The sequence below is a fragment of the Halomonas sp. H5 genome (genome assembly GCF_050613175.1).
Classification (GTDB): domain Bacteria; phylum Pseudomonadota; class Gammaproteobacteria; order Pseudomonadales; family Halomonadaceae; genus Bisbaumannia; species Bisbaumannia salifodinae.
The window spans coordinates 1,545,179-1,568,277 of record NZ_CP192510.1; the positions used below are offsets into that span (position 1 = coordinate 1,545,179).

Annotated in this window: 22 protein-coding genes; 5 read left to right on the forward strand and 17 right to left on the reverse strand. The window is 67.7% G+C overall.

Annotation, left to right across the window (positions count from 1 at the left end):
• The first annotated feature begins 21 nt into the window (after positions 1 to 21).
• Both ACQ1W9_RS07110 and phaC read left to right on the forward strand, forming a co-directional pair.
• Complete coding sequence (locus ACQ1W9_RS07110) at positions 22 to 363, forward strand: phasin family protein (protein ID WP_431025958.1); 342 nt, start codon at positions 22 to 24, stop codon at positions 361 to 363.
• Between the two features lie 32 nt (positions 364 to 395).
• On the forward strand, positions 396 to 2,225 hold the full coding sequence (phaC, locus tag ACQ1W9_RS07115) for a class I poly(R)-hydroxyalkanoic acid synthase (protein ID WP_431025959.1): 1,830 nt from the start codon (positions 396 to 398) through the stop codon (positions 2,223 to 2,225).
• 84 nt (positions 2,226 to 2,309) lie between these two features.
• On the opposite strand, the gene ACQ1W9_RS07120 is transcribed toward phaC, so the two are convergent.
• From ACQ1W9_RS07120 to paaF, 12 genes are all read right to left on the reverse strand, one after another.
• Entirely contained in the window at positions 2,310 to 3,713 is a 1,404-nt protein-coding gene (locus tag ACQ1W9_RS07120) for a hypothetical protein (protein ID WP_431025960.1), read from the reverse strand.
• Positions 3,714 to 3,790: 77 nt separating this feature from the next.
• Positions 3,791 to 4,870: a 1,2-phenylacetyl-CoA epoxidase subunit PaaE gene (gene paaE / locus ACQ1W9_RS07125; RefSeq protein WP_431025961.1), complete on the reverse strand. Its 1,080-nt coding sequence runs from the start codon at positions 4,868 to 4,870 to the stop codon at positions 3,791 to 3,793.
• A 93-nt stretch (positions 4,871 to 4,963) separates the two neighbouring features.
• Positions 4,964 to 5,506 carry a 1,2-phenylacetyl-CoA epoxidase subunit PaaD gene (gene paaD / locus ACQ1W9_RS07130; RefSeq protein ID WP_431025962.1) on the reverse strand — a complete coding sequence of 181 codons (543 nt, stop codon included), beginning with the start codon at positions 5,504 to 5,506 and terminating at the stop codon, positions 4,964 to 4,966.
• Between the two features lie 34 nt (positions 5,507 to 5,540).
• Entirely contained in the window at positions 5,541 to 6,335 is a 795-nt protein-coding gene (paaC, locus tag ACQ1W9_RS07135) for a 1,2-phenylacetyl-CoA epoxidase subunit PaaC (protein ID WP_431025963.1), read from the reverse strand.
• Positions 6,336 to 6,390: 55 nt separating this feature from the next.
• A complete protein-coding gene (gene paaB, locus ACQ1W9_RS07140; RefSeq protein ID WP_346063499.1) occupies positions 6,391 to 6,672 on the reverse strand; it encodes a 1,2-phenylacetyl-CoA epoxidase subunit PaaB in 282 nt (93 codons plus the stop codon).
• A gap of 172 nt (positions 6,673 to 6,844) precedes the next feature.
• Complete coding sequence (gene paaA / locus ACQ1W9_RS07145) at positions 6,845 to 7,834, reverse strand: 1,2-phenylacetyl-CoA epoxidase subunit PaaA (protein WP_431025964.1); 990 nt, start codon at positions 7,832 to 7,834, stop codon at positions 6,845 to 6,847.
• A 209-nt stretch (positions 7,835 to 8,043) separates the two neighbouring features.
• Complete coding sequence (gene paaK, locus ACQ1W9_RS07150; RefSeq protein ID WP_431025965.1) at positions 8,044 to 9,357, reverse strand: phenylacetate--CoA ligase PaaK; 1,314 nt, start codon at positions 9,355 to 9,357, stop codon at positions 8,044 to 8,046.
• A 37-nt stretch (positions 9,358 to 9,394) separates the two neighbouring features.
• A complete protein-coding gene (gene pcaF, locus ACQ1W9_RS07155) occupies positions 9,395 to 10,600 on the reverse strand; it encodes a 3-oxoadipyl-CoA thiolase (protein ID WP_431025966.1) in 1,206 nt (401 codons plus the stop codon).
• On the reverse strand, positions 10,597 to 11,064 hold the full coding sequence (paaI, locus tag ACQ1W9_RS07160; RefSeq protein WP_431025967.1) for a hydroxyphenylacetyl-CoA thioesterase PaaI: 468 nt from the start codon (positions 11,062 to 11,064) through the stop codon (positions 10,597 to 10,599). Before paaI ends, pcaF begins: the two co-directional genes overlap by 4 nt.
• The gene (gene paaH / locus ACQ1W9_RS07165; protein WP_431025968.1) at positions 11,057 to 12,616 is read right to left on the reverse strand and encodes a 3-hydroxyacyl-CoA dehydrogenase PaaH; all 1,560 of its coding nucleotides are present in this window, start codon (positions 12,614 to 12,616) and stop codon (positions 11,057 to 11,059) included. The genes paaI and paaH overlap by 8 nt, the downstream gene beginning before the upstream one ends.
• Before the next feature lie 48 nt (positions 12,617 to 12,664).
• Entirely contained in the window at positions 12,665 to 13,456 is a 792-nt protein-coding gene (gene paaG / locus ACQ1W9_RS07170; RefSeq protein WP_431025969.1) for a 2-(1,2-epoxy-1,2-dihydrophenyl)acetyl-CoA isomerase PaaG, read from the reverse strand.
• Positions 13,457 to 13,487: 31 nt separating this feature from the next.
• The gene (gene paaF, locus ACQ1W9_RS07175) at positions 13,488 to 14,261 is read right to left on the reverse strand and encodes a 2,3-dehydroadipyl-CoA hydratase PaaF (RefSeq protein ID WP_431025970.1); all 774 of its coding nucleotides are present in this window, start codon (positions 14,259 to 14,261) and stop codon (positions 13,488 to 13,490) included.
• A 386-nt stretch (positions 14,262 to 14,647) separates the two neighbouring features.
• Here paaF and paaN point away from each other — a divergent pair, with 386 nt between their 5' ends.
• The 3 genes from paaN (at position 14,648) to ACQ1W9_RS07190 (ending at position 17,907) form a co-directional block, all read left to right on the forward strand.
• The gene (gene paaN / locus ACQ1W9_RS07180; protein WP_431025971.1) at positions 14,648 to 16,327 is read left to right on the forward strand and encodes a phenylacetic acid degradation protein PaaN; all 1,680 of its coding nucleotides are present in this window, start codon (positions 14,648 to 14,650) and stop codon (positions 16,325 to 16,327) included.
• A 162-nt stretch (positions 16,328 to 16,489) separates the two neighbouring features.
• Positions 16,490 to 17,125 (forward strand): phenylacetic acid degradation protein PaaY, encoded by a 636-nt coding sequence (gene paaY / locus ACQ1W9_RS07185; protein ID WP_431025972.1) that lies wholly within the window; start codon positions 16,490 to 16,492, stop codon positions 17,123 to 17,125.
• Positions 17,122 to 17,907: an enoyl-CoA hydratase-related protein gene (locus ACQ1W9_RS07190; RefSeq protein ID WP_431025973.1), complete on the forward strand. Its 786-nt coding sequence runs from the start codon at positions 17,122 to 17,124 to the stop codon at positions 17,905 to 17,907. Before paaY ends, ACQ1W9_RS07190 begins: the two co-directional genes overlap by 4 nt.
• A gap of 75 nt (positions 17,908 to 17,982) precedes the next feature.
• On the opposite strand, the gene paaX is transcribed toward ACQ1W9_RS07190, so the two are convergent.
• From paaX to ACQ1W9_RS07215, 5 genes are all read right to left on the reverse strand, one after another.
• A complete protein-coding gene (gene paaX, locus ACQ1W9_RS07195; protein ID WP_431025974.1) occupies positions 17,983 to 18,909 on the reverse strand; it encodes a phenylacetic acid degradation operon negative regulatory protein PaaX in 927 nt (308 codons plus the stop codon).
• 191 nt (positions 18,910 to 19,100) lie between these two features.
• A complete protein-coding gene (gene lnt, locus ACQ1W9_RS07200) occupies positions 19,101 to 20,567 on the reverse strand; it encodes an apolipoprotein N-acyltransferase (protein WP_431025975.1) in 1,467 nt (488 codons plus the stop codon).
• A gap of 41 nt (positions 20,568 to 20,608) precedes the next feature.
• Positions 20,609 to 21,478: an HlyC/CorC family transporter gene (locus ACQ1W9_RS07205; RefSeq protein ID WP_346063512.1), complete on the reverse strand. Its 870-nt coding sequence runs from the start codon at positions 21,476 to 21,478 to the stop codon at positions 20,609 to 20,611.
• Entirely contained in the window at positions 21,475 to 21,993 is a 519-nt protein-coding gene (gene ybeY, locus ACQ1W9_RS07210; protein ID WP_431025976.1) for an rRNA maturation RNase YbeY, read from the reverse strand. The genes ACQ1W9_RS07205 and ybeY overlap by 4 nt, the downstream gene beginning before the upstream one ends.
• A complete protein-coding gene (locus tag ACQ1W9_RS07215) occupies positions 21,990 to 23,072 on the reverse strand; it encodes a PhoH family protein (protein ID WP_431025977.1) in 1,083 nt (360 codons plus the stop codon). Before ACQ1W9_RS07215 ends, ybeY begins: the two co-directional genes overlap by 4 nt.
• Positions 23,073 to 23,099: the final 27 nt, after the last annotated feature.

The following is a 23,099-nucleotide window of genomic DNA, read 5'->3' on the forward strand; positions in this document are numbered from 1 at the left end:
CGGTTGCGAAAGGAGTTCGTTATGCAGGATTCGCTGTCCCCCCTCCCGGCCCCCTTGGCCGAGTCCCTGGCCGCCCTGGGCACCCTCCAGAGGGACGCCTTGACCCGCTATGGCCAGCTGGCCAATGAGCAGTTCCAGGCCCTCACCGAGGCCGACTCCGCCGAGCCCCTGGCGGCCCGGCCCTGGCAACTGGCGCAGCGCCTTCAACACCAGTGGGTCGAGGACGCCCAGGCCCTGGGGGCCTGGGGAAGCCAGTGGCAGCAGGCCTGGTTCGATGCCCTGGGCGAGGGCGCGTCCCGGACCCCGGCCCCGCGGCCGGCCGGCGAGGGCCCCGCCCGGGCCACCAGCCGCGCCGCCAAGTAACATCCGTCGAGACACTAACCAAGGAGTCGGGGATGCAGTCAGACCAGAACGCCAATGCCCAAGCGTGGGACGGCTGGAGCGAACAGCTCGAACGTATCGGCCAGGAGTACCAAGGGGTGCTTCAGGACCTGATGGCCCGGGCGGCCCCCAGTGAGGCCGCCAAGCAGGTCCAGGAAGACATGCGTGAGACCTTCCGCGCCGGCCTGGAGGCGCTGATGCGCGACCCCCAGGCCCTCTACGGCGCCCAGTGGCAGCTGATGCAGGATCAGTGGCAGCTCTGGCAGCATAACCTGCGCCTGCTGGCCGGCGAAGAGGTCGAGCCGCTGGTCACCCCGGCCAGGCACGACCGCCGCTTCAAGGACGAGGCCTGGCAGACGGAGCCCTTCTATCGGACGCTGATGGAGCAGTACCTGCTGTTTTCCCGTCAGGTGGAGCAGTTGGTGCAGGGCCTCGACGGCCTGCCGCCCCAGCAGCAGCGCAACCTGGAGTTCTATGCCCGTCAGTACGTCAGCGCCGTGGCCCCCAGCAACTTCGTCACCACCAACCCCGAGGTGATGCGCCTGACCCTGGAGACCCAGGGCGAGAACCTGGTGGAGGGGCTGGCGCGGCTGCGCGAGGACCTGGCCAATTCGGCGGAAGGCATCAACGTGGCCATGACCGACCGCGAGGCCTTCCGCATCGGCGAAAACGTGGCGGTGTCTCCCGGGGCCGTGGTCTACGAGAACGAGCTGATTCAGCTGATCCAGTACACGCCGACCACCGAGACGGTGTTCAAGACGCCGCTATTGGTGGTGCCGCCCTGGATCAACAAGTACTACATCCTCGACCTGCGCGAGGACAACTCCCTGGTCAAGTGGCTGGTGGATCAGGGCCATACGGTGTTCCTGATCTCCTGGCGCAACCCGGGCCCGGCCCAGCGCGAGCTGACCTGGGCCGACTATATGCAGCTCGGCCCCATCGCCGCCATGGAGGCCATCGAGTCGGCCTGCGGCGAGAAGTCGGTGAACCTGCTCAGCTACTGCATCGGCGGCACCCTGACCGCCTCTACCGTGGCCTACCTGACCAGCACCCGCCGCGGGCGCAAGGTCAAGTCGGTGACCTATATGGCCACCCTGCAGGACTTCAGCGACCCCGGCGAGATCGGCGTCTTCCTCAACGACACCGTGCTCTCCGGCATCGAGCGTCAGTTGGAGGCGGACGGCTACCTGGATGGCCGGGTGATGGCCTTCTCCTTCAACCTGCTGCGGGAGAACGACCTCTTCTGGTCCTTCTATGTCAGCAACTACCTGAAGGGGGAGCAGCCGGCGGCCTTCGACCTGCTCTACTGGAACACCGACGGCACCAACCTGCCGGCGGCCACCCACGGCTGGTACCTGCGCCATATGTACAGGGAGAACCGGCTGATCGAGCCCGGCGGCATCGAGCTGGACGGGGTCAAGATCGACCTGCGCAAGATCTCCACCCCCAGCTACTTCGTCTCCACCCGGGAAGACCATATCGCCAAGTGGCAGAGCACCTACGGCGGCACCCAGCTGCCCAAGGGGCCGGTCACCTTCGTGCTGGGCGGCTCCGGGCATATCGCCGGGATCGTCAATCCGCCCCACAAGAACAAGTACGGCTACTGGACCAATGCCGAGCTGCCCGCCTCGGCGGAGGCCTGGCTGGAGGGCGCCAGCTTCAATGAGGGCTCCTGGTGGCCCCACTGGCAGGCCTGGATGATCGACAACGGCTACGTGGACGCCGCCAAGCGGGTGGCCGCCCGCCAGCCCGGCGAGGGCGAGCTGGATATCCTCGAGCCGGCCCCGGGGCGCTATGTGCGCCAGACCATTCCCCAGGTGCTGGAGGAGCAGGGCGTCGCCTAAGCGTTAGCCTTCACTCAGCCTAACGAGGCCGCCCCCAGGGGCGGCCTCGTTAGTTGATGGCGGCGGCGAGGCGTCGACGATAGCTTAGGCGCGCGCTTCTTCGCTGGGGTAAGTGGATTCGCCCTCCAGCGATTCGGTGACATCCTCTTCCGCCACCGGTTCGGCGGCCTGCTCGCCGCCACGGCCCAGCATCAGGAAGTAGAGCAGGATACCGGCGCCGATGCCCCAGGCCGGGCCCATCACCGCGGTCAGCATGCCGATGGTCAGCACCAGGCCGCGCTCGATATTGCCCTGCACCATGGCCATGGCCACATAGGCGCAGGCGAAGCCGGTCAGCACCAGGGTCACCGACAGGGCCACCGGCAGCATCGGCATGATCAGCCCCAGCACCGGCATCAAGAGCCCCAGGGGGATCGCCAGCAGGTAGAAGTTGGTGGTGCCGGTGAACAGGGAGTCCATGACGGTGCGCCCCTTCTTGTAGCGTTCGATCAGGAACACCTGCACCCCGGTCCAGATCGGACCGTGCAGCATCACCAGGGGGCCGGCGGTCACCAGTTGGGCCAGGTTGCGGATCGCCAGCACATAGTGGCTGCGGGTGTGGTCGATATCGAGCTTCTCGTCGCTGCGGGCCTGGTCGGCGCCCTTGAGCAGGGTATCCGCCACCAGCAGGTCGCCGAAGGCGAGGACATAGATCATCACGCCGATGGGGATGGCGCTGACGATCACGCCCCAGGAGGGCAGGCCCACCGACCAGGGGGCCAGGGTATCCAGGGTCTCGCGCAGCGGCGGCACGAAGAGGCCCCACTCGATATCGAAGCGCAGCTCGCCGCTGATCAGGCCCACCACGCCGGCGGCCATAAAGGCGACCAGCAGGGCATTGGCACCCACCAGCATCTTCAGGCGGCTATTGGGCAGCCGGGCGAAGGGCGTCGAGAACATCAGCGCCAGTACCACCACCCAGGCGGTGATCAGGGTCAAGGGCATACTCTCCAGGCGATCCAGCTCCGACTGGAAGGCGGCCACGGCGGCGCCCATGATGATGCCGGCCTTGAGGGTGGCGGGGACCAGGCGGTTGAAGCGCTCGCCGAGCCGGGTGATGCCGAAGAACAGGAACAGGAAGGAGACCACCAGGGTCACCGCGATCATGGCGCGTATCGCCTCGGGCCCGGGGCTGAAGTCATTGAGGAAGATGATCGTCAGGGGCAGGCCCGCGGCGATGCCGCCGGCGGAGTAGACGTCCCCGAACAGAAAGGTCTGGGCGAAGACCCAGAAGAACATCACCAGCATCACCGTCCAGGCGATCTCGAAGGAGACGCCGAAATATTGCATCAGCAGCGGGGCGGTGGCGCCGCCGGTGGCCAGCAGCAGCAGGCCGCCCTGGAGCTGGGTACTGGGAGTCAGGTCAACGTGAATGCCGGGAATACGCAGGGTGAAGCGGCCCCACTGGATTCCCGGGTGCACGGCGCCGTGTGGGCGTTGGCTAGGCATAGGGTGTCGTCAGCGTTGGGATTATCGTTATCGGTATGGAGCCCCGCCCCGGGAGCGGGGCGGGGAGAGGCGAGCGCTTAGTGGTCGAAGTTCAGGACCACCTTGTCGCTGACCGGGAAGCACTGGCAGCTCAGCACCATGCCGGCCTCGATCTCGTAGTCCTCGAGGGCGTAGTTGGCGTCCATCTCCACCTCGCCTTCCTCGACCTTGGCCAGGCAGGTGGAGCAGACCCCGGCCTTGCAGGAGTAGGGCAGGTCGGCGCCATGTTCGTTGCCGGCATCGAGGATGCTCTGGGTGTTCTTCGCCAGGTCGAACTCCAGGGTGCGGCCGTCGATCATCACCTTGATATGGGAGCTCTCGACATCCACCTGGCCCACGCCCTGGGCCTTCTCCTGGCGTCGGGGGCTGGCCTTGGGGCGGGTGCCGAAGAGCTCCAGATGGATACGCTCGGCGGGGGCGCCGTGCGCCTTGAGCACCTCGCGCACCGTGGTGGACATCTCCTCCGGGCCGCACAGGAAGATGGCCTCGAAGCTCGCCACGTCCAGCCAGCGATCGAAGAGGGCATGGCACTTCTCGGCGTCGATGCGGCCGTTGTAGAGGTCGATGTCCTGATCCTCGCGATTGAAGATATGGATCAGGTTGAGTCGCTCCATATGGCGGTTCTTCAGGTCCTGGAGCTTCTCGCGGAACATGGTGCTGGCGGTGGCGCGGTTACCGTAGACCAGGGTGTAGCGGCTCTCCGGCTCGGCCTCCAGGGTGGTGCCGATGATCGACAGCACCGGGGTGATGCCGCTGCCCACGGCCACGGCCAGGTAGTCCGCCTTGCGGCTGGGGTTCAGGGGCACGAAGAACTTGCCCTGAGGCGGCATCACCTCCAGGGTATCGCCGGGCGCCAGCTCATGGTTGGCGAAGGTGGAGAAGGCGCCGCCGGGCACCAGCTTGACGGCGACGCTCAGCTCGCCCTCGTGGACCCCGGTGCAGATGGAGTAGGAGCGGCGGACTTCCTCGCCGGCGATCTCCCGGCGCAGGGTCAGGTACTGGCCCTGGGTGAACTGGAAGGCATCCAGGTGGTCGTCGGGCACCGCGAAGGTGATGGAGACGGCGTCACGGGTCTCCTTGCGGATTTCCTTGACGGTCAGGGCGTGGAATCGGCTCATGGTAATCTCTCGTCGATCGGGCGCTTGGGACACGCTGAAGAAATCGCCGAGCGGGATGAAGCGCAACGCAGCGATTCGCCCGCGCAGGCATTTCTATAGGCACTTGAAGTAATCGAAGGGCTCCAGGCAGCTCAAACAGCGGTAGAGCGCCTTGCAGGCGGTGGAGCCGAACTCGCTGACCCGTTCGGTCTCCAGGCTGCCGCACTGGGGACAGGGCACCTGGGGTTCCGGGCCCAGCAGGCTGCGTTTGCTGGCGCTGCCCACCGGCGGGGCGATGCCGTAGGCACGCAGCTTGTCGCGCCCCTCCTCGGTGATCCAGTCGGTGGTCCAGGCCGGCGACAGGCGGCGCTCGATATGCGGATCCGCGTAGCCGGCGGTGACCAGGGCGCGATGGATCGCCGCCTCGATCACCTCGGTGGCCGGGCAGCCGGAGTAGGTGGGGGTCACGGCCACGCTCAGGCGACCCTCGACCCAGCGCACCTCGCGCACGATGCCCAGCTCCACCACGCTGACCGCGGGAACCTCCGGGTCGAGGACCTCCTGCAGCACCGCCATCACGGCGGCCTCATCGCCTTCGGCGCCGGCCTGGGGCAGGCCGCCGCGGTCGCTATCGATCAGTTGAATGGCATCGGACATCGTGGCTCTCCTCGCTAAAGCACAGACATCTGGCTTACCAGACGGTGGCGTCCGGGTAGGCGCGGGGGAGTGCCTGCATCTCCGCCAGCAGGAAGCCCAGGTGCTCGGTGTGGTGACCCTGCTTGCCGCCGCGATACGTCCAGGCGTCGAAGTCCGGGAGTGTCAGGGTGGCGTGGGTCAGTACCTGGGCCACGGTGTCGCGCCAGTCGGCGGCCAGGGCCTCGGCGTCGGGGGCGATGCCCGCCTCGCGCATGGCCGCGTCCACGGCATCGGCCTCGGTCAGCTCGCCGGTGAAGCGCCACAGCAGATCGATGGCCCGCTGCATGCGCGCATGGCTCTCTTCGGTGCCGTCGCCCAGGCGCGTGACCCACTCGGAGGAACGCCGCAGGTGGTAGGTCACCTCCTTGAGGGACTTGGCGGCGATCTCGGCGATGCGCGGGTCCTTGGCCTCCACCAGGGCGCTCAGCAGGTGGTAGTGCCAGGCGTCGAACAGGAACTGGCGGCCCAGGGTCACGGCGAAGTCGTCGTTGGGCTGTTCCACGAGCAGCAGGTTGCGAAAGTCCTGGGCGTCACGGCGGAAGGCCAGGTGGTCGGCATCGATCTCGCCCTGGCCGCCCTCGGCGGAGATCAGCTCGGCAGCATAGCCCAACCAGTGGCGGGCCTGGCCGAAGAGGTCGAGACCCACATTGAGCAGGCCCAGTTCCTCCTCCAGGGCCGGGGCATGGCCACACCATTCGGCGTGGCGCTGGCCGAGGATCAGGGCGTTATCGCCGAGACGCAGCAGATACTCGACCAGCGGCGCCTGGGAGGTCTGTGAAACGTTGTGCATGTTGATTCCCCTAGAGGCAGCTCACGATCTAGCGAAGCAAGTCGTGAACGGGCTCTTACATATGGCCGACTTCGTCGGGCAGCTCATAGAAGGAGGCGTGGCGGTAGACCTTGTCCTGGGACGGGTCGAACAGCGGCTCCTTTTCGTCCGGGGAGGAGGCGGTGATCTCCTTGGCGGGGATCACCCAGATGCTGACGCCTTCGTTGCGGCGGGTGTAGAGCTCCCGGGCGTTCTCGATGGCCATGCGGTTGTCGGCGGCATGCACGCTGCCCACGTGCTTGTGGCTCAGGCCGTGCTTGCTGCGCACGAAGACTTCGTAAAGGGGCCAATCTGCCATGGTTATATCCTCTTGAATTCGTGGGGGAAGCGCTGAACAAATCGGCGAGCGGGATGAAGCGCAAGGCGCACGGAGCACAGAAACCGGAGCCTATGTGGTGATAGGTGAGGCTTTCGAGCACCGCGCAACGCAGCGATTCGCCCGCGTAGACAGTTGTTCATGTGTTTCCCGGTCAGGCGGCCTGGCGGGCGCGCTGCTTGGCGGCATAGGCCTTGGCGGCCTCGCGCACCCAGGCGCCATCATCGATGGCCTGCTTGCGGGTCTCGATGCGCTCGCGGTTGCAGGGACCATTGCCCTTGAGCACCTCGAAGAATTCGCTCCAGTCGATCTCGCCGAAGTCGTAGTGACCGCGCGCCTCGTTCCACTTCAGCTCCGGGTCCGGGGCGCTGCAGCCCAGCAGCTCCAGCTGCGGCACGGTCTGGTCGAGGAAGCGCTGACGCAGCTCGTCGTTGCCGTGGCGCTTGATCTTCCAGGCCATGGACTGGGCGCTGTTGGGAGAGTCGGCGTCGCTGGGGCCGAACATCATCAGCACCGGCCACCAGAAGCGGTTGATGGAGTCCTGCACCATGGCTTTCTGCTCGTCGGTACCGCCCTGCATCAACTCCAGCAGGATCTGGTAGCCCTGGCGCTGGTGGAAGCTCTCCTCCTTGCAGACGCGGATCATGGCCCGGGAGTAGGGCCCATAGGAGGTGCGCTGCAGGGGCACCTGATTGACGATGGCGGCGCCATCCACCAGCCAGCCGATGGTGCCGATATCGGCCCAGCTCAGGGTCGGGTAGTTGAAGATGCTGGAGTACTTCACCTTGCCGGCGTGGAGCTTGTCGATCTCCTCGTCGCGATCGGCGCCCAGGGTCTCCATGGCGCTGTAGAGGTAGAGGCCGTGGCCCGCCTCGTCCTGGATCTTGGCCATCAGCTGCAGCTTGCGCTTCAGGGTCGGCGCCCGGGTCAGCCAGTTGCCCTCCGGCAGCATGCCGACCACTTCCGAGTGGGCGTGCTGGGAAATCTGGCGGATCAGCGTCTTGCGGTAGCCGTCCGGCATCCAGTTCTTGGGCTCGATCTTGATCTCGGCGTCGATGCGCTCCTGGAAGGCGCGCTCCTCGGCGCTCATCTCTTCCAGATTCTTGAGGCGCTTGGCGCCGGTATCGACCAGCTGTGCGTACATGGGTGACCTCCGGTAACGGGTCGGGGAATCTGACCTTGTGGATCTCACCTAGAGTTTAGTGACACGAAAAAATAAATCAATAAATAGAAAGCGTGTCGCTTTTAGACCTTCGGCTAGGGTTGCTCAGATGAGTTAGCGAGATGCCGGGAGAAGAATAGAAAAACGCCGCCCGGCGAGGCCGGACGGCGCCAGAAAAACTCCCTGGGAGGTTAGCGCAGATCCTTGACGCGCTTGGCCTTGCCGACGGAGCGCATCACCTCCTCGACGCCGCATACCTCCACCTGGGTGCTGATGCCGATATAGGTCTTGATGCCGTGCTGCAGCGCCTTGGCCAACTGCTCGCAGGCACCCAGGTCCTTGGCCACCTCGTTGCTGCACGCTTCGACGCGGACCCGCACCATGTCCAGATTGCCCTGGCGGCTGACCTCGATCTCGTAGTGGGGGGAGAGGCGCTCCACCTTGAGGATCTGCTCCTCGATCTGGGTGGGGAAGACATTGACGCCGCGGATGATCAGCATGTCATCGCTGCGCCCGGTGATCTTGTCGATGCGACGCATCGGACGGGCGGTGCCAGGTAGAAGGCGTGTCAGATCCCGGGTGCGGTAGCGGATGATCGGCAGGGCCTCCTTGGTCAGGGAGGTGAAGACCAGTTCGCCATACTCGCCGTCCGGCAGCACCTCGCCGGTGACCGGGTCGATGATCTCCGGGTAGAAGTGGTCTTCCCAGATAGTCGGGCCGTCCTTGGTCTCCAGGCACTCCATGCCGACCCCCGGGCCCATCACCTCGGAGAGGCCATAGATATCCAGGGCGTCGATGCCCAGGCGCTGCTCGAGGGCGGTGCGCATGCTGCCGGTCCAGGGCTCGGCGCCGAAGATGCCGACACGCAGGGCCAGCTGGCGCGGGTCGAGGCCTTGGCGCTCCATCTCGTCGGCGATATTGAGCATATAGGAGGGGGTGACCATGATGATGTCCGGATCGAAGTCACGGATCAGTTGCACCTGCTTTTCGGTCTGGCCGCCGGACATCGGGATCACGGTGCAGCCCAGGCGCTCGGCGCCATAGTGGGCGCCCAGGCCGCCGGTGAAGAGGCCATAGCCGTAGGCCACGTGCACCTTGTCCTCGGGGCGGCCGCCGGCGGCACGGATCGAGCGGGCCACCACGTCGGCCCAGGTATTGATGTCGTTCTGGGTGTAGCCCACCACGGTGGGCTGGCCGGTGGTGCCGCTGGAGGCGTGGACCCGCACCACGTCACGCATCGGCGTGGCGAACATGCCGAAGGGGTAGTTGTCGCGCAGGTCCGCCTTGGTGGTGAAGGGCAGCTTGCCGAGGTCCTCCAGGGAGCGGATATCCTCGGGGTGGATACCGGCCTGGTCGAAGGCCTGGCGATAGAAGGGCACGTTGTCGTAGGCGTGCTTCAGACTCCACTGCAGGCGCGACAGCTGAGTGGCGCGCAGCTCGTCGAGGCTGGCGGTCTCCAGCGGGTCGAGGTTGGCGATGGGGCGGACCTTGGTGTGAATCGTCATAGGGTGTCTCCAGGCAAGCGGGCGTTGTCGTTATGGGTCACAGGCGCTCGATGATGATGGCGATGCCCTGGCCCACGCCGATGCACATGGTGCACAGCGCGTAGCGTCCCTGGCGGGCCTCGAGTTCATGCAGCGCGGTGGTAATCAGCCGGGCGCCGCTCATGCCCAGCGGATGGCCGAGGGCGATGGCGCCGCCGTTGGGGTTGACGTGTTCGGCGTCGTCGGGAAGGCCCAGGTCGCGGGTCACCGCCAGGGCCTGGGCGGCGAAGGCCTCGTTGAGCTCGATCACGTCCATCTGGTCGAGGGACAGGCCGGTCTGGGCCAGCACCTTGCGGCTGGCCGGGGCCGGGCCGAAGCCCATGATGCGCGGCTCGACGCCGGCGGTGGCCATGCCGACTACCCGGGCGCGGGGGGTGAGGCCGAAGCGCTCGGCCTGGGCCCGGGAGGCCAGCAGCAGGGCGCAGGCGCCATCGTTGACCCCGGAGGCGTTACCGGCGGTGACGCTGCCGCCGTCGCGGAAGGGGGTGGGCAGCCCCGCCAGTTGCTCGGCGGTGGTGGAGGCGCGGGGATGCTCGTCGGTATCGACGACCAGTGGCGCCTGCTTGCGGCGCGGCACCGCCACCGGGACGATCTCCTCGGCCAGGCGGCCGCGCTCCATGGCGGCGGCGGTGCGCCGCTGGCTGCGCAGGGCGAAGGCGTCCTGGTCTTCTCGGGAGATGTTGAACTGCTCGGCCACGTTCTCGGCGGTCTCCGGCATGGAGTCGATGCCGAATTGGGCCTTCATCTGGCGGTTGACGAAGCGCCAGCCGATGGTGGTGTCATGGAGCTCGGCGCTGCGCGAGAAGGCCTGCTCGGCCTTGCCCATCACGAAGGGCGCCCGGGACATGGACTCCACGCCACCGGCCAGCATCAGGCCGGTCTCGCCGGCCTTGATGGCGCGGGCGGCGTAGCCCACCGCATCCATGCCGGAGCCGCACAGGCGGTTGAGGGTGGTGCCGGGCACGTCCACCGGCAGGCCCGCCAGCAGCGCCGACATGCGCGCCACGTTGCGGTTGTCCTCGCCGGCCTGGTTGGCGCAGCCGTAGAGCACGTCATCCAGTTGGGACCAATCCACCGAGGGATTGCGCGCCATTAGCTCGCGCATCGGGATGGCGCCCAGGTCGTCGGCGCGCACCGGGGCGAGGGCGCCGCCGTAACGGCCGATGGGGGTGCGGATGGCGTCGATGATATAGGCGTCGTTCATGCTTGACCCTCTGCGGCGGTGGTTTCCTCGAGGCGGCGTACGCTGCCGCGGATCTTGTAGGAGCGGCCCCGGAACAAGGCGATGGCGTCGCCGTGCTGGTTGCGGATGGTGATGTCGTAGACGCCGGTGCGCCCGCGGCGGCTCTGCTCCTCGGCGGTGGCGGTCAGCTCATCGCCCTCCCAGGCCGGCCCCAGGTAGTCGATGCTGCAGCCCGAGGCCACGGTGGCCTCGTCATAAGTATTGCAGGCGAAGGCGAAGGCCGAATCGGCCAGGGTGAAGAGGTAGCCACCGTGGCAGTTGCCGTGGCCCTGGACCATGGTGTCGCGCACCCTCATGCGCATCACCGCCTTGCCCGGGGCCACCGAGACGATCTCCATGCCGAGGGCCTGGCTTGCGGTATCACGGGCGAACATCGCCTCGGCGCAGGCCTCGGCCAGCTGCTGCGGGGTCAGGGACTCACTCATGGAAACGCTCCTCGGCGATGGCCTTGCGGCGCAGCAGGAAGGCCGCGCGGTAGCGGTCCTGGCCGTAGCTCTGCTGCAAATGGGTCAGGGTGCGGTGCACGTAGCCAAGGCCCAGGGCCTCCGCCCAGGCCAGGGGGCCGCGGGGGTAGTTGACCCCGGCGCGCATGGCCAGGTCACCATCGGCGGCACTGCAGACGCCCTGGTGGACGGCGTCGGCGGCCTCGTTGGCGAGCATCGCCACGGTGCGCAGCACCACCAGGCCCGGGGTGTCGTCGACCCAGGCCACGGCCAGGCCCAGGCGCTGGAAGAAGGCCGCGGCGACGGCGCGCTGGGACTCGCCGGTGGCGGCACTGGCGGCCAGCGCAATGGCGCTGGCCTCGGCGTAGTCGAGGCAGAGGTCGAAGAGCACCAGGCCCTCGCGGCGCTCGTCGGCGGCGCGCTCGGTGGCGCAGCGACCGTCGCTGAGCGCCAGGGTCAGCTCGCCCAGGCGCAGGGTGGGCAGGGCCTCGGCGCCCTGGGCCGGGTGGCGTACCAGCTCGATCCCGGCGGCCTCGGCGCGCTCGACCAGCGGGGCCAGGAAGCCCGCCTCGCCTTCCACCACTAGCGGCGGCAGGTCGGCGTGGGCCGGGGCGGCGAAACGCGGCGCCGGCTTCTCGGCGCCTTCGCGCTGCCCTTCACGCTGTCCTTGGCGATAGTCGTAGAAGCCCTGGCCGCTCTTGCGGCCCAGGCGACCGGCCTCGACCAGGGCCAGCTGCACCAGGGAGGGCTCGAAGCGGGTGTCGCCGTAGTAGGCGTCGAACACCGAGCGGGTGACGGCGTAGTTGACGTCATGGCCGATCAGGTCCATCAGCTCGAAGGGGCCCATGCGGAAGCCGCCGGCCTGGCGCAGCAGGGCGTCCAGGGTGGCGGCATCGGCGGCGCCCTCCTGCAGCAGGCGCAGGCCCTCGGCATAGAAGGGCCGCGCCACCCGGTTGACGATAAAGCCGGGGGTGGAACTGGCGTGCACCGGGGTCTTGCCCCAGGCCGCGGCGGTGGCGTAGAGGGTCTCGGCGATGGCCGGCGCGGTGGCCAGACCGGAGACGATCTCCACCAGCTTCATCACCGGCGCCGGATTGAAGAAGTGCAGGCCGGCCAGGCGCTCCGGGTGTTCCAGGTTCGCGGCAATGGAGGTGATGGAGAGGGAAGAGGTATTGCTGGCGAGTATCGCCGCCTCGCCGCAGATCGCCTCGAGGCGGGCGAACAGCTCCCGCTTGACCTCCAGCTTCTCGACGATGGCCTCCACCACCAGGCCACAGCCGGCGAAGTCGTCGAGGCTGGTCACCGGGCTGAGGCGCTCGATCACCGCCTCCACCACCTCCTGGGTCAGCTTGCCCTTGGCGACGCGCTTCTCGAGCTGCTGTCGAATGCCGGCGATGCCGGCCTCGGCGGCGCCATCGCGGGTGTCATAGAGGCGCACCGGGTGGCCGGCCTGGGCCGCCACCTGGGCGATGCCGGCGCCCATGGCCCCGGCGCCCACCACGCCCACGACGATAGTAGTGTCGAGTGCAGGCATCTTATTTCCCCTGGGTGGTATGAAGAGTGAGTTGGTGCTTGCTCATATTCACTCCCCCTTGAACTGTGGCTTGCGCTTTTCCATAAAGGCGCCGACGCCTTCCCGGTAGTCGCCGGTGCGGCCGGCCAGGCGCTGCAGGTCGCGTTCCAGGTCGAGCTGCTCATCGAAGCCGTTGTCGTCGCTGGCGTGGAGGGCGCGCTTGATATAGGCCAGGCCCTGGGTGGGTTGAGTGGCCAGGTGGCGGGCCAGGCTCAGGGCCTCGTCGGCCAGGGCCTCGTCGTCCACGCAGCGCCAGATCAGGCCCCACTGCTCGGCCTGCTCGGCGCCGAGCTTGTCGCCCAGCATGGCCAGGCCCTTGGCGCGGGCCATGCCCACCAGGCGCGGCAGGCTCCAGGTGCCGCCGGAGTCGGGGATCAGACCGATCTTGCAGAAGGCCTGGATAAAGCTGGCGGAGCGCGCCGCCAGCACGATGTCGCAGGCCAGGGCGATATTGGCGCCGGCGCCGGCGGCCACGCCGTTCACCGCACAGACGGTGGGGAAGGGCAGCTCACGCAGGGTGCGCAGCATGGGGTTGTAGCGCTTCTCCAGGGACTCGCCCAGGTCCGGCGTCTCGGCGCCGGGGGCCACGTTGCGGTCGGAGAGGTCCTGGCCGGCGCAGAAGCCGCGACCGTTGCCGGTCAGCAGCAGCACGCGCACGCTCTTGTCCTGGCGTACCGCCTTGAGGGCCTCGCGCATGGCGGCGTGCATCTCGCCGTTGAAGCTATTGAGGCTATCGGGGCGGTTGAGGGTGAGGCGGGCGATGCCCTCTTCCACGCAGTAGTGCAAAGGCTGATCGGTCATGGCGCTGTCCTTCTGTCGTCAAAACGGGGCGTTAGCGTCCGGTAAACTGGGCGCGGCGTTTTTCCTGGAAGGCCTTGATGCCCTCCTCGCGATCGGCGGTGCCGGCCAGCACGGTAAAGGCGTGGCGTTCGAAGCGCAGGCCGGTGGCCAGGTCGGTATCCAGGGCCTTGTGCAGGGCTTCCTTGGCCAGGCGTACCGCCAGCGGCGCCTTCTCGGCGATGCGCTCGGCGATGGCGGTGGCGCGCTCGACGGTCAGCTCCGGCTGGGTGATCTCGCTGATCAGCCCCGCCTCCAGGGCGCGGCGGGCGGAGATCGGCTCGCCGGTCAGCACCATCTGGGTGGCCAGGGCCTGACCCACCGCCCGCACCAGGCGCTGGGTGCCGCCGGCGCCGGGCATGATGCCCAGGTTGATTTCCGGCTGGCCGAACTTGGCGTCTTCGCCGGCGATACGGATATCGGCATGCATGGCCAGTTCGCAGCCGCCGCCCAGGGTGAAGCCGTTGATGGCGGCGACGAGGGGCTTGGAGAAGCGGGCGATGGCGGCCCAGTGACGCTGACGGGGGTCGTCGAGCATGCCCACCAGGTCGCGTTCGGCCATTTCGTTGATATCGGCGCCGGCGGCGAAGGCGCGACGGCTGCCGGTGAGTACCACGGCGCGAATGGCGTCATCCCGGTCGGCGTCGGCCAGGACCTCGGCCAGCTCGCCCAGCAGGGCGGTATTCAGGGCATTGAGCGCCTCGGGGCGGTGCAGGGTGATACGCAGGACGCCGCGGTGGGGGCCTTCGAGTTGCAGCAGGTTCGGCATGGTTCCTCGATTCGGCTCGGGTGCCGTGAAAGCGATACATAAAGAGAGGTGATAGCGACGAGTATAGGATTTTTTTGATACGCATCAATGATGAGATTTACCGATCCATGTATCGTATTTCCGGTGCCGTGGGATAAAAATCATTAATAAACAGTGGCTTGATATCGGCCTTGTCGCCGGCTTTCCGGCCCTTATACCATGGTCGAAGGAGAGGGGTGTGCATCGCGCCATGCCGGCAAAACCCCGGAAAAACAGTGACATGGTAGTGAGGCTCGGAAAGGCGCATGGGGCCGCCTGGCCCCGTGGCGATTGATGTTTCGTTACGCTATGGATAGTCTTTGGGGATATCACGTATCGAAATATTCTCCCTGAGTCAGGAGTCCCCCATGACCCAGCAAGCCCAGCAGTTCTTCGAGCGCCATCGCGACACCCTCGAGGGCGCCGTCCAGGCCATCAATTCCCGCGAGTTCTGGACCCCCTATCCCGAGAGCCTCAAGAAGTACGACGAGGCGGCCGTCAAGGGCGCGCCGGCCGACTTCGAGGCGCTGTGCAAGCAGCACTTCTCCCTGGTCAGCCCCGGAGCCAGCGAGCGCGTCGGCGCCGAAGTCTCCCCCTACGGCTTCGAGCTGGGCATCACCTATGACCAGCCCGAGACCGAGGCCCTGATCGATGCCATGCAGGTGGCCATGCCCGCCTGGCGCGACGCCGGTGCCAAGGCCCGGGTCGGCGTCTGCCTGGAGATCCTGGCGCGCCTCAATGCCCAGAGTCCGCTGATCGGCCAGGCGGTGATGCACACCAGCGGCCAGGCGCCGATGATGGCCTTCCAGGCCGGCGCCCCCCACGCCCAGGATCGCGGCCTGGAAGCCGTCACCTATGCCTGGCAGGCCATGGCCCAGGTGCCGGAGACCGCCCAGTGGGTCAAGCCCCAGGGCAAGCACGACCCGCTGGTGATGAACAAGCGCTTCCATATCGTGCCCCGCGGCATCTCCCTGGTGGTGGCCTGCTCCACCTTCCCCACCTGGAACACCTACCCGGGCCTGTTCGCCAGCCTGGCCACTGGTAACCCGGTGGTCGTCAAGCCGCACCCGGGCGCCATCCTGCCGGTGGCGATGACCGTCAAGGTCGCCCAGGACGTGCTCAGCGAGGCGGGCTTCGACCCGGCCCTGGTGACCCTGGCCCCGGACAGCCTCGAGGCCCCGGTGACCAAGGAGCTGGCCCTGAACCCGGCGGTCAAGCTGATCGACTTCACCGGTTCCAACGCCTTCGGCGAGTGGCTCGAGCAGAACGCCACCCAGGCCCAGGTGTTCACCGAGAAGGCCGGCATCAACAGCGTGATCATCGACAGCGTCGCCGACCTCAAGGCGGTGACCCGCAACCTGGCCTTCACCCTGAGTCTCTATTCCGGCCAGATGTGTACCACCACCCAGGCGATCTATGTGCCCAAGGGCGGTATCGAGACCGCCGACGGCCATATGAGCTTCGATCAGGTGGCCGGGGCCCTGGCCAAGGCCGTGGAGAAGTTCCTCGCCGACAACGACCGCGCCTGCGCCGTGCTGGGGGCCATCCAGGCGCCGGCCACCGCCGAGCGCATTGAGGCCTGCCGCGAGCTGGGCGAGGTGCTGCTGGACAGCGAGAGCCGCGAGCATCCGCAGTTCCCCAAGGCGCGTATCCGCACCCCGCTGCTGCTCAAGGTGGACGCCAGCCAGCGCGACGCCTTCAGCGAGGAGCGCTTCGGCCCAATCAGTTTCGTGATCGCCACCGACAGCACCGCCCACAGCATCGAGCTGGCCCGGGAAGTGATCACCGAGAAAGGCGCCATCACCCTCGGCGCCTACACCACCGATGAGGCCGTGGCCGAGCAGTTCGAGGAGCTGGCCATGGACGTGGCCGCACCCCTGTCGCTGAACCTGGACGGTGGCGTCTTCGTCAACCAGTCCGCGGCCTTCAGCGACTTCCACGCCACCGGCGGCAACCCGGCGGCCAACGCCTCCCTGTGCGACCAGGCCTTCGTCGCCCGGCGTTTCGTGGTGGTGCAGAGCCGTCGCCACGCCCCGGCCGAGGCGTAAGCTCGCCAAGCCACTTTCTGGCAAGGGGCGCCGGGGGCAGGCTGAAGAGGAGGTCCTATGCCAGGGATGGCATCGGAAGCGCCCAGGGAGGGGTTCACAGCGCCTCCTCGCAAGCCTGCCGCCGGAACAGCCCCAGCCCACTAAGGACAAAGGAGACGTGCCATGCCCTGCTATCGCCTCGAGGGAGTCACCCCGGTGGTGCATCCCAGCGCCTATGTTCACCCCACCGCGGTGCTGATCGGCGACGTCATCGTCGGCCCCAACTGCTATGTGGGGCCCGGCGCGGTGATGCGCGGCGACTTCGGCCAGCTGGTGCTGGAGGAGGGGGCCAACCTGCAGGACACCTGCGTGATGCACGGCTTCCCTGGCTGCGTCACCAAGGTGGAGCAGGACGGTCATATCGGCCATGGCGCCGTGCTGCACGGTTGCGTGATCAAGCGCGATGCCATGGTCGGCATGAACGCCGTGGTGATGGATGGCGCCGTGATCGGCGAGCGCTCCATCGTCGCCGCCGCCGCCTTCGTCAAGGCCGGCTTCGAATGCCCACCCCAGTCCCTGGTGCTGGGCTCCCCGGCCCAGGTCAAGCGCGAGCTCAGCGACCAGGAAGTGGCCTGGAAGCAGCAGGGCACCCGAGAGTATCAGCGCCTGGTGGGGCGCTGCCGCGAGCAGATGGAGCCCTGCGAGCCGCTTAGCGAGCTCGACGCCGACCGCCCGAGTCTCGATGCCGGCAGCACGGCACCCAAGGGCACGACACACGCGCCCAAGGGCACGCGTCAGAATAGCGAGGAAAGCGCATGAGTTACGACTATCTCCGGGTGACCCGCGAGGGGCGGGTCGGGGTGATCCGCCTGGATCGTCCCCAGGCCTATAATGCCCTGTGCAACGGCCTGGTGGCCGAGCTGGGCCGGGCCCTGGACGCCTTCGATGCCGACGCCGAGATCGGCGCCATCGTGCTGACCGGGGGCGACAAGGTGTTCGCCGCCGGCGCCGATATCGGCGAGATGCTCGACCGGGACATGGCCGGCCTGCAGGCCGAGGACTTCCCCTTCGCCGCGGATGGCGGCTGGGCGGCCCTGGAGCGCTGCCGCACCCCGGTGGTGGCGGCGGTGGCCGGTTACGCCCTGGGCGGTGGTTGCGAGCTGGCCATGGCCTGCGACCTGATCCTGGCCGCCGACAGCGCCAAGTTCGGCCAGCCCGAGGTGAAGATCGGCACCATGCCCGGCGCCGGCGGCACCCAGCGCCTGGTGCGCGCCATCGGCAAGGCCAAGGCCATGGAATTGTGCCTGACCGGGCGCATGATGGGGTCCGAGGAGGCCGAGCGCGCCGGCCTGGTGTGTCGGGTGGTGCCCGCCGGCGAGCTCGAGGCCGAGGCCCTGGCCCTGGCCACTACCATCGCCGGTCACTCGGCGCCGGTGGTGCGGCTGATCCGCGAGTCGGTGAACCAGGCCTTCGAGAGCCCGCTGCAGGCGGGGCTGACCTTCGAGCGGCGTGCCTTCCAGAGTACCTTCGCCTTCGAGGATCGCCGGGAGGGCATGGCCGCCTTCGCCGAGAAGCGCAAGCCCAGCTTCCGGCACAAGTAAATTAGCGCTTCCCAGTAAGAAGGCGCCCGCCGGCGATGATGCCGGCGGGCGTTTTTTATGGAGGCTCCCCGAGGGTCAGTCCAGGCCGCCGAAGCGCTGGTAGAAGCTGGCGGCGGGGGCGGGCAAGGGGCCTTCGGCGGTCTCCAGGTGGCGATCCAGCCAGCGTTCGGCGCCCTGGTAGATCTCCCGGTAGATATTGCGGCATAGCTGGCGGGCGTTGCGGCCCTCCCAGGCGGTGGGCAGCAGCTCCTCGGGCAGCTGGGGGTCGCGTAGCTGCACCTTGCGATACTCGTGGATCAAGAGGGTGCGGGCGATAAAGGCGTCCTGATCGCCGAGGGCGTGGCCCTCGCTGAGCGCCTTCCAGAGCGGGCGGAACTGGGCCAGGAAGCGGCTGTAGCTGTCGGCCAACTGATCCAGGTTCCAGCTCTCGCGCACCTGCAGGCGCAGCGCCTTGGGGGCCAGGGGTTCGCTGGCCTCGCTATGCAGGACGATGGCGTCTTCCGCCATACCCAGTTCCTGGAGCACGCCCAGGGCCTCGCTGCGGTGCATGCGCGGGTGGGCGAGCACGCCGCTGGCGAAGGCGCCGAAGCCGAGCCACTCCAGTTCTTCCTTGGCCCTGGCGCGCTCCGCGGTGGCCAGCTGGCCGAGGAAGACCAGGGTCCAGCCACCGTCCCAGGCCTCGCCGTTGCCGAAATAGACCCGTTTGAAGGCCTGCTCGAAGCGTCGCCGTCCCGGGCCGCTGAGGCTGTAGTAGCTGCGCCGGCCGGTCTTCTCGCCCTGCAGCCAGGTCTCCCGGGTCAGGCGGTAGACCGAGGTGCGTACCAGGCGCTCGTTGATGCCGATGGGCTCCAGCAGCTGGGAGATGCTGCCCAGCCAGACGGTGCCGCCGCGGGGCACGATGGCGTCGCCGTAGAGGGTGACGATCAGCGAGCCGGAGCGCAGCGGGCGCCGGTTCTGGAAACTCTCGATCAGGGAAGCGACACACTCGGTAGCTGACATCATGACATTCTGGTCTTTATTGGAGTTGGTATAGAGCTTAACGATTCCAATAGTTTGGCGCCGACAAACCCGTATCACAGGGGAGGAACCACGCTAACATGATACGGGAGTATGGCGGTATTTTTCTTTCGCAGTAGGTAGGGCAAGTGCGCGTCGGGTGCGCTCGCTTTGGCTCGCTTACCCGACCTACACGGCTAGGCGCGGCGCATTAGACGCAGCCCCGGCAGCACCAGCAGGGCGGCCAGCAGCCAGGCGGGCCAGCTGCCGGTGCGGGTAAAGGGCGTCAGGCCCTGCATGCCCTGCACCTCGCCGACCAGGCTGGCCACCTCGAACTGGGGCGCCTGGGCTAGCACCCGGCCCTGGGGGTCGATCAGGGCGGTGAGGCCGTTACTGGTGGCGCGCATCACGTAACGGCCATTCTCCAGCGCCCGCAGGCGGGCCATCTGCAGGTGCTGTTGGGGACCGAGGGAGGCGCCGAACCAGGTGTCGTTGGAGACGGTGAGCAGGATGTCCGCGCCACGGGCGCGGCTCGCCACCAGGTCGGGATAGATGATCTCGTAGCAGATGGCGTTGCCCAGGGTCAGGCCGGCGGCGTGCATCGGGGCCTGGCGGTCCGGGCCGGGGTGCAGCGCCGGCATGGGCAGGTCGAAGAAGGCGATGGCGCCGCGCAGCAGGCTTTCCAGGGGCAGGTACTCGCCGAAGGGCACCAGGTGCGCCTTGCGGTATTCGCCCTCCACCTCGCCCAGGCCCACCACGGCGTTGTAATAGCGGTTGTCGGCGTCGCGTTGCAGGATGCCGCTGAGCAGGGCGGTGTCCGGGGCCAGGTTGGTCTGCACCCGCTCGAAGATCGGCCGGGCTTGGTCCTCGAACATCGGCAGGGCCGCCTCGGGCCAGACGATCAGGTCGATGTCGTCGTCCTGTTCCAGGGTCAGGCGGCTATAGGTATTGGCCGCCACCCGCTGCCCCTCCGGGGTCCACTTGATCAATTGATCCAGGTTGCCCTGTAGCAGGGCGACCCGGCGGGGCTCGCCGCTGGGTTCGCTCCACTGGCGGGGCAGCACCAGCACGGCCAGCCAGAGCACGGCGATGATGGCCCCGGCGGCCCAGCGCCGGCGCAGCAGCTCGACCCCCAGGCTGCCGGTAAGGGCGGTGATCAGCGACAGCAGGTAGACCCCGCCGATGGGGGCCCAGGGGGCCAGGGGCGAGTCCACCTGGGCGCTACCCAGCAGCAGCCAGGGGAAGCCGGTAAAGGCGTAGGTGCGCAGCACCTCGCCCAGCACCCAGGCCCCGGCGAAGGTGAAGGCGGCGAGTTGCGGCCCGGTCAGGCGGCGGTAGAGCCAGAAGGTGGCGGCGAAGAACAGCGCCAGGCCGGCGACGAAGAGGCCGGTGAGCAACAGCGCCAGCGGCACTCCAGTGTAGCCATAGTCGTGGATCGACACATAGACCCAGGAGGCGCCGCTGCCGAACAGGCCCAGGCCGTAGCACCAGCCCTTCATGGCGGCCTGGCCCGGGGTCAGGGCGTGGATGCCCAGGTACATCAGGCCGGCGGCCAGCGGGCCCAGCCACCAGAGCCCGAAGGGAGAAGCGGTGAGGGTGGTCAGGCCCCCGGCCAGCAGGGCCAGCAGATAGGCGTGCCAGGGGAGCAGGCGCAACTCGCTCATCGATGCGTTCCTTGTCGAAGATGATTCCTTGGTGGCGCGGGTCAGTCGTCCTCGCCGATCTCGCAGGGCTCGGCCTGGAGCAGGCGGATGCGGCGATTGTCGGCGTTGAGCACGGTGAAGCGCCAGCCGCCCAGGTCGGTGAACTCGCCACGCCGGGGCAGGTGGCCGAAACGCTGCATCACCAGGCCGCCCAGGGTGTCGAACTCCTCGTCGGGGAAGCGGGTCTCGAAGCGCTCGTTGAAGTCCTCGATGGGGGTCAGGGCGCGGATGGCGAAGCGGCCGTCGCCCAGCTCGCGGATATCCTCCTCCTCGTCGATATCGTGCTCGTCCTCGATATCGCCGACGATCTGCTCGAGGATATCCTCGATGGTGACGATGCCCGCGGTGCCGCCGTACTCGTCGACCACCACCGCCATATGGTTATGGGTGTCGCGGAACTCCTTGAGCAGGCTGTTGAGGCGCTTGGACTCCGGCACGAACATCGCCGGGCGCAGCACCTGGCGCAGGTCGAGGCCGTCGCGCTCCTCCGAAGAGCGGCACAGCATCGGCAGCAGGTCCTTGACCAGCAGGATGCCGAGCACCTCGTCGAGGTTCTCGCCCACCACCGGGTAGCGGGAGTGGCCGGTCTCGAGGATCACCGGCAGATAATCCTCCAGGGGCTGGTCGATGGCGATGGCGGTGACCTGGGAGCGGGGGATCAGGACCTCGCGGACCTGCTGGTCGTTGATCTGCAGGGCACCCTCGATAATGGTCAGGGCATCCTGCTCCAGGCGCAGTCGGGAGCCGGCTTCGCGCAGGAAGAGCAGCAGCTCGTCCCGGGAGTTGGGCTCGTCGTTATCGGGGGAAAAGGCGCTGAACAACTTATCGAGCCAGGACTTGTTGCCCTGGCTACTCGATCGGTCTTCGCTCATGCGTCGGGTCTCGTGTCCTCGATAGAAGGCGCGCCGGGCGCCGGGTCGGATGCCGTGTAGGGGTCGGGGAAACCTAGCTCGGCGAGGATGGCCACCTCCAGGGCTTCCATGCGCTCGGCCTCGTCATCCTCTATATGGTCATGGCCCAGCAGATGCAAGGTGCCATGGACCACCATATGAGCGTAGTGAGCCGAGAGCGGCTTGTCCTGCTCCCCGGCCTCGCGAACCACGACGGCATGGCAGATCACCAGGTCGCCGAGCAGCGGCAGGGTGATCCCCGGCGGGCTCTCGAAGGGGAAGGAGAGCACATTGGTCGGCTTGTCCTTGCCGCGGTAGTCGCGGTTGAGGGCCTGGCTCTCCTCGCCGTCGACGAAGCGCACCGTCAGTTCGTGATCGGCGGCGTCGGGGTGGCGGGCCAGCACGGCGCCGACCCAGGCGGCCAGTTGGGCCTCATCGGGCAGGCTGGCCCGGTCGGCGGCGTCGGCCAGGGCCACCTGGCGGTCGATCTCGCTCATGAGGTGGCATCCCCGGCCTTGCCATTGGCCTGGCTGGCCTGCTGGCGCTCCCGGGCCTCGCGGCGGGCCTCCTTGCGGGCGCGCTCTTCGGCCTCCTGCTCCGCCTCGAAGCGGTCATAGGCCTCGATGATCCGCTGCACCATGGGGTGGCGCACCACGTCCTTGGCGGCGAAGTGGGTGACGCCGATGCCGGCGGTGTCCTTGAGCACCTCGAGGACCTGGATCAGCCCCGAGCTCTGGCCCCGGGGCAGGTCCACCTGGGTGATGTCGCCGGTGATCACCGCGGTGGAGCCGAAGCCGATGCGAGTCAGGAACATCTTCATCTGCTCGCGGGTGGTGTTCTGGCTCTCGTCGAGGATGATAAAGGCGTTGTTGAGGGTGCGGCCGCGCATATAGGCGAGCGGGGCGATCTCGATGATCTGGCGCTCGATCAGCTTGCCGACCTGCTCGAAGCCGAGCATCTCGTAGAGGGCGTCATAGAGCGGGCGCAGGTAGGGGTCGATCTTCTGGGCCAGGTCGCCGGGCAGGAAGCCGAGCTTTTCGCCGGCCTCCACCGCCGGACGCACCAGCAGGATGCGGCGCACCTGCTGCTGGTTGAGCGCCTCCACCGCCGCGGCCACCGCCAGGTAGGTCTTGCCGGTGCCCGCCGGGCCGATACCGAAATTGATATCGTGGTTACGGATGCTCTGAACATAGCCCTGCTGGTTCTGGCCGCGGGGCTTGATCACCACCTTGGGGGTACGCAGCAGCACCTCGTGATCGTCCAGGGGCCCCTCGTCCTCCTCCAGGGCCTCGAGGCCCGACTCCTGCAGGAAGAGATGCACGGTGTCCGGCGACAGCTCGTCGACCTCGGCCTCCCGGTAGAGGTGCTCGAGCACATTGGCGGCGGCCTTGACCCGGGCGCTGGGGCCGGCCAGTTGGAAGGTATTGCCGCGGTTGCGCAGGGTCACGCCGAGGCGCGACTCCACCAGCTTGAGGTGCTCGTCGCGCTGGCCGCAGAGATTGGCCAGGCGCAGGGGGTCGTTGGGCTCGAGGTTGAGGGTGATGATGCGATTGGCCTGGGAACTGTGTTGGCTCAAGAGCAGAGGGTCCTTGGCAGGGGGAAT